This window comes from Staphylococcus sp. HMSC34G04, from assembly GCF_001838765.1.
GTDB classification, from domain to species: Bacteria; Bacillota; Bacilli; order Staphylococcales; family Staphylococcaceae; genus Staphylococcus; species Staphylococcus epidermidis.
This window is the reverse complement of sequence record NZ_KV838757.1, coordinates 1-1,841: the sequence shown is the minus strand read 5'-3', so window position 1 is coordinate 1,841 and position 1,841 is coordinate 1. Positions and strand designations below refer to the sequence as shown.

At 37.2% G+C, this 1,841-nt stretch carries 1 pseudogene; it reads right to left on the bottom strand.

The window, feature by feature from the left end:
- A pseudogene (locus HMPREF3241_RS13025) lies at window positions 1-1,841 on the bottom strand (adhesin); the annotation flags it as partial.

Below are 1,841 nucleotides of genomic sequence, written 5' to 3'. Positions count from 1 at the left end.
ACTGCTCCTGTTACATCATCCTCAGTTGTTGGGTCACCATACTCTTTTATAACCTTGTCTGTTTTTGGATGATAGGATTTCTCTTGAGTAGCAACTACGAATGAATCTGAACCTACATCTTTACCACCTGAAACTAAGTATACTGTATAAACATCGCCAGCTTTCGCAGCCTCAGGTACCACAAATGTACCTTTTTGTTCACCATCAGTATATGAAGTAATATCATCTGTTTTCTTAATTACCTTACCTTCTTGATCTCTCCATTCTATATGAGATGGAAGTGGTGATAATTGTGAGCCACTTAAATCAATGTTAATTGTGTCTCCAGGTTGTGCTGGTTGTGTAGTGTTATTGTACTTCACAATATCAATTTTAGTGTCCGTTGTCGGAATTAATGCAAAATTGACATTATACCATCCGCCCTTAGCCGGTTTAGAAACTGGTGCTGTTTGAGGCGTAAATGATAAATTTGAATTTGCCCCAGTAAAAATTGGTGAGGTAAATGAAGAATATCCTAGTACTTTTTCTCCATCAGGATTCATTACGTAACCATAGATATAATCATTATTAATTTTTTTATCTGTTGGGAAGTGAACAGTATAATATCCATCCGCATTTGTCTCACCATAAACCGTTGCTGATATATATTCGGGATGATCTTTTAATAATGTTTTTGTTGCGTCTGCTTGTTCTGCTTTAGGTAAACTTTCTACTTGATTTTTATATGCTTGAACGCCTTCATTAGTTAAAGATGAAAATACAACAGTATAACCATCTGCTATTCTATCACTTGCAGCTGGGTTATAACTTGGACCAGTTGCCGAGTTAGCTAAGTCTCCCCCAGTTCCTGTTTCTAACCATACACGACCTTGGATAGAATTTGTTGAAAGTGGAGCGTCAGCGCCTTGAGTGTCATGAATCCATTCAGATTGTGGGCGAGTCATATATTCACCATCAGGTTCAATCCCCATAAAGATACCTGTACGTTGCATATTTTTACCTGCTAATGGGAACTGGCCAATATTATTACTAGTACTTGAATCTACATATGAACCGGGTAAAAAACCGCCTGCGGTACGTAACATTGTTGCTGTATTACCATTATGTGTTTTAAAGTCTTCAATCCAAATTCTATAATATTGATTATTTGCAGCACGATACGTATGTTCTTTACCATTTGCATCTTTATATGGTTTTCTTAAGTCAAACGCATAGGCTCCGGGTCCAACTTGCGAACCACCTGATTTTTCTATTGATTTAGTTGCCGCTTTATATATTGGTGATACCACACCATCTTTATCAATCCATTGCATATAAACGGGTGTACCTTCAGGAACTGGTGTTAATCCATTTGCCATTGTTGCAGGTGTTCCTTTATCCACCATCCACGCACGTCCAGATAGTGTATTTGCAGCATTTGTAGCATCTGTAGTTGAGTTAATATAACCATTTTTAAGCGCGTCTGCTTCAATAATTCGATTGTTATCAGTATTGGATACATTATCATTGGTTGGCGTATCAGCAGCAAATAATCTTGGTCTTAACGTATTTGTTGTTTCTTCATTACGTGCAGTAGCTAAATTTACGCTTAACGGCGTAGCAAGTGGTGTTTCATTATCATTATTAACATAACCATTCTGAATAAGCGCAGCGATGGCTTCTACTTCTGTTACATTAGATACATCTACCCCGGCATTTTCTAGAGCTTGAACAATATCATCACTTGATATATTTAACTCTTCAGAGATATTTTGAATTGAAGCACTAGCTTCAGGTTGCTCAATAATGTCACTACTTGTTGTTTTGTTCTCTGTTGATGGTTGATTTGTTTCTGTACCTTC